At 44.2% G+C, this 629-nt stretch carries 1 protein-coding gene; it reads right to left on the reverse strand.

The features are described 5' to 3' along the window. Window positions 1-65: 65 nt before the first annotated feature. The gene (gene tnpA / locus H0247_RS19615) at window positions 66-503 is read right to left on the reverse strand and encodes an IS200/IS605 family transposase (protein WP_180744021.1); all 438 of its coding nucleotides are present in this window, start codon (window positions 501-503) and stop codon (window positions 66-68) included. Window positions 504-629 lie beyond the last annotated feature (126 nt).

Genomic DNA, 629 nt, shown 5'->3' on the forward strand with positions numbered 1-629 from the left:
GTAAAAATCCACCTCTTCAAGAGGTGGCTTTAAGTGGGGCCCCCTAGAAGGGGGCCTTGTCCGTTTTAATCCTGCAATAATTCCATTTGCTGTTCGTACTCTTGGTCTTTCTTATCCTGATGCCTCACGTAACGTCTGATAATTTCTTCGTTCACTCCCACCGTGTCCGCAAAGTATCCTCTAGCCCAAAAGTGATTGCCCCACAGTTTCTTTCTTATATGCGGGAATTTATTGTAGAGACGAATTGCCGTGCGCCCTTTCAGGACGTCCATTAGCGTTGAAATTGAGAGTTTCGGTGGAACCATCACTACAAGATGAACATGGTCTGGTTGAACATTTAGTTCCAATATCTCGCAATCTTTCATATTGCAAAGTATGTAAATCGAACGGTAAAGCTCTTTCCCTACTGTGCCCGTTAAAATCTTGTAGCGATATTTTGGGGTCCAAACCAAGTGGTATTTGCAACGCCAAAACACATGTGCTGAACTTCTATAACTGCTCATGTCAGTGATTTCCTTCTTACTTGTGGTGAGTAAGCTGGAATTTTCTGGCATGGGCTTCCTTCAGGCTATAGCCTCACAGGGACAATCACCACCTCCTGAGGAGGTGGTTTAAGGCTGACAATTAAA

The sequence above is a fragment of the Pectobacterium sp. CFBP8739 genome, from assembly GCF_013449375.1.
Classification (GTDB): domain Bacteria; phylum Pseudomonadota; class Gammaproteobacteria; order Enterobacterales; family Enterobacteriaceae; genus Pectobacterium.